Source organism: Mumia sp., assembly GCF_028803055.1.
In the GTDB taxonomy this organism is placed as follows: domain Bacteria; phylum Actinomycetota; class Actinomycetes; order Propionibacteriales; family Nocardioidaceae; genus Mumia.
This window is the reverse complement of record NZ_JARBCJ010000213.1, coordinates 1-5,585: the sequence shown is the minus strand read 5'-3', so window position 1 is coordinate 5,585 and position 5,585 is coordinate 1. Positions and strand designations below refer to the sequence as shown.

Genomic DNA, 5,585 nt, shown 5'->3' with positions numbered 1-5,585 from the left:
TCACGTTTAAGCCGGAGGCGATCGTCCCATCGATCGACCTGCGCACGTCTGCCGACGACTGACCGTTTCCTGAAGGCCCCGGCTCCTCTTCATGAGGGGTCGGGGCCTTTTGTGTGAGCAGCCTCCGGCGTCCTGGCGGACTGCGCGCTCATGTCTCCCTGTTACGTCAGGAGGCATGGAGGCGTACGAGGACTTCCGCAAGGGACGGTTCGGCCAGATCCCGGCGAAGGAGATGCCGCACGGCGACGTCGGCGGAGCCGCGCGCGGCGCGTGAGGCACTGGCCCGCGTTGGGCCCCGTTGGTCGAGTGGGGCGGAGCGCCAGCGGAGCCCGTATCGAGATCCCTCGGCGCCCGCCGTCCCTCGAGCCACACCACGCAGGTCGAGGCCGCGAGCACGGCGCCGAGCGCGCTGACCGCGGCCCACCCGCCGGCCACCCAGGCGGCGGTCGTCGCCGCCGACCCTGCGGCCCCGCCGACGAAGAACGCCGTCATGAACGCCGCGTTGAGCCGGTTGCGCATCGCAGGGTCGAGCGCATAGATCGCGTTCTGGTTCGCGTTGAGCAGCATCTGCTGCGCCACCACGAGCGCCAGCACGCCGAGCAGCAGCCACGTCAACCCCGCCGCGCCGCCTCCTCCGCCGAGCGCGATCAGGCCCCACGCGATCGGCAGGGCGAGCGTCGACGCCCGGGCGACCGTACGGGCACGCCCGGCATCGACCAGCCGCCCCGCGACCGGCGTCGCCACGACTCCGGCGATCCCCATCAGACCGAAGGCGCCGATCGCTGCCTCCGACCACCCGTACGAGGTGGCGAGCAGGAAGGTCGACGCAGTCCAGAACGTGTTGAAGGACGCCAGCGACAGCGCGGCGACGAGCGCACGGCGGCGCAGCACGGGTTGCGTCCCGAAGAGCGCGAGCGTCGAGCCGAGGAGGGCGGGATAGGCGAGGCCGCTCGGTGTCTGGAGCGTCGGGAGCCGCACCCGAAGCGCCACCGCGACCGCCGCCACCAGCACCCCGCACACGACGTAGACCGACCGCCACCCGGCGAGCTGCGCGACCGCCCCCGAGATCGGCCGCGACACGATGCTCCCCAGGAGCAGACCGCTCATCACGACAGCGACCACCCGGCCCCGCTGCTCCGGCTCGGCGAGCGTCACCGCGAACGGGACGACGACCTGCGCCGCGACCGACGTCAGCGCCGTGAGCGCGGTGGTGACGAGGAGGACGCGGCCGCCGGGCGCGAGCGACGACGCGACCAGCAGGACGGCCGTCGCGCCGAGGAGGGAGACCGCCAGCCGACGCCGTTCGAGGAGGTCACCCAGAGGGACGATGGCGAGCAGGCCGACGGCGTACCCGACCTGCGCGGCGGTCACGATCATGCCCGCTGTCGAGTCTCTGATCCCGAGGTCGTCGGCGAGCAGGTCGAGGAGGGGGAGCGCGAGGTAGTTCGCCGAGACTGACAGCCCGGTGGACAGCGCCATGAGCAGGAGCAGGGAGCGGGGCAGGTCGCGCGGGCCGGACATGACTCCAGCCTGAGCCGTCAGGTTGCATGAGTCCAACGCATGCTTGTCACGCCAGCGATCGCGATTTGAGATCGATCTGTCACCATGGGCTGATGGAGCTCCAGCAACTCCGCTACGTGGTCGCCGTCGCCGAGACGCGCAGCTTCACGCGCGCCGCACAGCGCTGCCACGTCGTCCAGTCGGCGCTCAGCCACCAGGTCGCCAAGCTCGAGCGAGAGGTCGGGGCCCGGCTGTTCGAACGCACGAGTCGCCGGGTCGCGCTGACCGCGGCGGGCGAGGCGTTCCTTCCCGCGGCACGGGAGGCTCTCGACGCGGCCGAGCGTGCGCGGGCGGAGGCGGCCGCCGTCTCCGGCGTCGTGAGCGGACGACTGCGTCTCGGTGCCATCCCGACCGTCACCGCCGTCGACGTCCCCCAGGTCCTGCGCGCCTTCCGCGACGAGCACCCGCGCGTCGACGTGAGTCTGCGGACAGACGGGAGCGAGGAGCTGGTGGCACGGATCGCGGGCGCGTCGATCGATGTCGCGTTCCTCGGCCTTCCGCCAGGGCGCGAGCCAGCCGGCGTACGCTCGCGTCTCCTCGGTAGCGGCACGCTCGTGGCCGTCCTCGCACCGGACCATCCACTGGCGGGCCGGCGCCGCACCAGGCTCGCCGAGCTGGGAGGCGGCGACTTCGTCGACTTCACGGCGGGGACTCCGGGACGCGTCCAGTCCGATCTGGCCTTCGCCGCCTCGGGCGTCGAGCGGCACGTCGCCTTCGAGGTCACGACCGGTGACCTCGCCGGACGTCTCGTCGCCGCGGGGCTGGGCGTGGCGCTCTTGCCGGAGGCGTACGCGGCCACGCTCCCCGGCGTCCGTACCGTCCCGATCACCGACGCCCCGGTCCGCGAGGAGCACCTCGCCTGGAGCCGCTTCCGCCCGTCACCGGCGGCAGCGGCCTTCCTCGCGATGCTCGGGGTGCCGGAGGCGGGGGCGAGCGTGTAGAAACGTCGCATGGCCGACTTCGTGGGGTCCGTGGACCAGGGCACGACCAGCACCCGCTTCATGATCTTCGACCACGGCGGCAACGAGGTCGCCCGTCACCAGCTCGAGCACGAGCAGATCATGCCGCGCAGCGGCTGGGTGGAGCACAACCCGCTGGAGATCTGGGAGCGCACGAGCGCCGTCATCCAGACCGCGCTCGCCAAGGCCGGCCTCTCGTCGTCGGACCTGGCGGCCCTCGGGATCACGAACCAGCGTGAGACCACCGTCGTCTGGGACCGCCGCACCGGACGGCCGTACGGGCCCGCGATCGTCTGGCAGGACACCCGCACCGACCGGCTCGCCTCCCGCCTGGAGCACGACGGCCGCGGCCAGGTCATCCGCGAGAAGGCGGGCCTGCCGCCGGCCACCTACTTCTCCGGCGGCAAGATCGCCTGGATCCTCGAGAACGTGCCCGGTGTCCGCGAGGCCGCCGAGCGCGGTGACGCGCTGTTCGGGACGACCGACTCGTGGGTGGTCTGGCAGCTCACCGGCGGACGCCGGGGCGGCGTGCACGTCACCGACGTGACCAACGCCAGCCGGACGATGCTGATGAACCTCGAGACTCTCGACTGGGACGACGACCTGCTGGAGATCTTCGACATCCCGCGCGCGATGCTCCCCGACATCCGACCGTCGTCGCTCACCGACGCGTACGGCACCACGCTCGACAACGGTCCTCTCGACGGCGAGGTGCCGATCACCGGCATCCTCGGCGACCAGCAGGCGGCGCTCGTCGGGCAGGTGTGCTTCGCGCCGGGGGAGGCCAAGAACACCTACGGCACCGGCAACTTCCTCCTCCTCAACACCGGCACCGAACTCGTGCGCAGCAAGGCGGGTCTGCTGACGACGGTGGCCTACCAGCTCGGAGACGCCGACCCGGTCTATGCGCTGGAGGGCTCGATCGCCGTCACCGGGTCGGCGGTGCAGTGGTTGCGCGACCAGCTCGGCATCATCTCCGGGGCCGCCCAGTCCGAGGCCCTGGCACGCCAGGTCGAGGACAACGGCGGCGTCTACTTCGTGCCGGCGTTCTCCGGGCTGTTCGCGCCGTACTGGCGCTCGGACGCCCGCGGCGCGATCGTCGGCCTGTCCCGCTACAACACCAACGCGCACCTGGCGCGAGCGACGCTGGAGGCGATCTGCTTCCAGTCGCGCGACGTCGCCGACGCCATGCGCGAGGACTCGGGCGTGGCCGTCGACGTGCTCAAGGTCGACGGCGGAGTCACCGACAACGAGCTCTGCATGCAGATCCAGGCCGACGTGCTCGGGACTCCGGTCAGCCGGCCCGTCGTGTCGGAGACCACGGCGCTGGGAGCGGCGTACGCGGCGGGACTAGCGGTCGGCTTCTGGGACAGCACCGACGAGCTGCGGGAGAACTGGCAGGAGTCGAAGCGCTGGGAGCCGCAGTGGGACGAGGAGCGGCGCGAGTCGGCGTACGCGGGGTGGCAGAAGGCCGTCGAACGCACCCTCGACTGGGTGGAGGTCGACTGACGTGCGGCCCGTCGCGCTGGACCACGCAGCCCGCAGGGGGGCTCTCGAGCGGCTGCGCGCAACGGCCTCGGAGGGCCCGCTCGACGTCCTCGTGATCGGCGGCGGCGTCGTCGGCGGAGGGTGTGCCCTCGACGCCGCGACCCGGGGTCTGACGGTCGGGCTGGTCGAGGCACGCGACCTCGCCTCCGGCACGTCGAGCCGCTCGTCGAAGCTGATCCACGGTGGCCTGCGCTATCTCGAGATGCTCGACTTCTCGCTCGTCGCCGAGGCGCTGGCCGAGCGCAGCCTGCTGGTCGAGCGCCTCGCGCCGCACCTCGTCCGCCCGATCCCCTTCCTGTACCCGCTCACGCACCGCGGGTGGGAGCGGGCGTACGCCGGCACGGGGGTCGCGATGTACGACTCGATGGCGTGGCTGTCGGGGCAGTCACGCGGGATGCCCCGTCACCGTCACCTCTCACGGCGCAAGGCGATGCGGCGGATGCCGGCGCTGCGCAAGGACGCGCTCGTCGGTGCGATCGAGTACTACGACGGCCAGGTCGACGATGCGCGCCACACGATGATGCTCGCGCGGACGGCTGCCTCGTACGGGGCGCACGTCGCCACCCGCACGCGCGTGACGGGCATGCTGCGCGAGGGCGAACGCGTCACCGGTGTGGTCGCGCGCGATCTCGAGAGCGGAGACGAGCTCGAGATCCGTGCGTCGCAGGTGATCAACGCGACGGGCGTCTGGACCGACGAGACGCAGGCGATGGTGGGTGAGCGCAGCCAGTTCCACGTGCGGGCGAGCAAGGGCGTGCACCTCGTCGTGCCGCGCGACCGCATCCAGGGCGACGTCGGGCTCATCCTGCGGACCGAGACGTCCGTGCTGTTCGTGATCCCGTGGAAGCGGCACTGGATCGTCGGCACCACCGACACCGACTGGTCGCTGTCCAGGGACCATCCTGCGGCGAGCCGGACCGACATCGACTATCTGCTCGCGCACCTCAACAGCGTGCTGGCGACGCCGTTGACCCACGACGACGTGGAGGGCGTGTACGCAGGGCTGCGCCCGCTGCTGGAGGGGGAGTCCGACGCGACCTCGACGCTGTCGCGCGAGCACGCGGTCTCGCACGCGGTGCCGGGCCTGGTCGTGGTCGCCGGCGGCAAGTACACGACGTACCGGGTGATGGCGCGCGACGCCGTCGACGCGGCCGCCGACGCGCTCGGTGTCCAGCTGTCGCGAGCGATCCCGGCGTGCGTGACCGAGGACGTGCCGCTGCTCGGCGCCGACGGGTACGCGGCGCTGTGGAACCGTCGCGGCCTGATCGCTGCGCGCAGCGGGCTGCACGAGGTGCGGGTGGAGCACCTGCTCCGGAGGTACGGCGCCCTGGTGCACGAGCTGCTCGAGCTCATGGAGGCCGACCCGACGCTGGCGGAGCCGCTCGCGGGCGCGGACGACTATCTGCGGGCCGAGATCGTCTATGCCGTGACCCACGAGGGCGCGCGCCATCTCGACGACGTCCTCACCCGCCGTACGCGGATCTCGATCGAGACGTTCGACCGTGGTGTCGACTCGGC

General features: G+C 72.0%; 4 protein-coding genes. 3 read left to right on the top strand and 1 reads right to left on the bottom strand.

Features of this window, described 5'->3' with window-relative positions; all coding sequences use genetic code 11:
- Positions 1-6: 6 nt before the first annotated feature.
- Positions 7-1,521 (bottom strand): MFS transporter, encoded by a 1,515-nt coding sequence (locus tag PV363_RS15640; RefSeq protein ID WP_301022809.1) that lies wholly within the window; start codon positions 1,519-1,521, stop codon positions 7-9.
- A 92-nt stretch (positions 1,522-1,613) separates the two neighbouring features.
- Here PV363_RS15640 and PV363_RS15635 point away from each other — a divergent pair, with 92 nt between their 5' ends.
- The 3 genes from PV363_RS15635 to PV363_RS15625 all read left to right on the top strand — a co-directional run.
- On the top strand, positions 1,614-2,501 hold the full coding sequence (locus tag PV363_RS15635; RefSeq protein ID WP_220346808.1) for a LysR family transcriptional regulator: 888 nt from the start codon (positions 1,614-1,616) through the stop codon (positions 2,499-2,501).
- A 9-nt stretch (positions 2,502-2,510) separates the two neighbouring features.
- Positions 2,511-4,028, top strand: coding sequence for a glycerol kinase GlpK (glpK, locus tag PV363_RS15630; RefSeq protein WP_220341108.1), 1,518 nt, complete (start codon positions 2,511-2,513; stop codon positions 4,026-4,028).
- A 1-nt stretch (position 4,029) separates the two neighbouring features.
- The coding region (locus PV363_RS15625; RefSeq protein ID WP_301022808.1) for a glycerol-3-phosphate dehydrogenase/oxidase at positions 4,030-5,585 on the top strand (1,556 nt) is incomplete at its 3' end.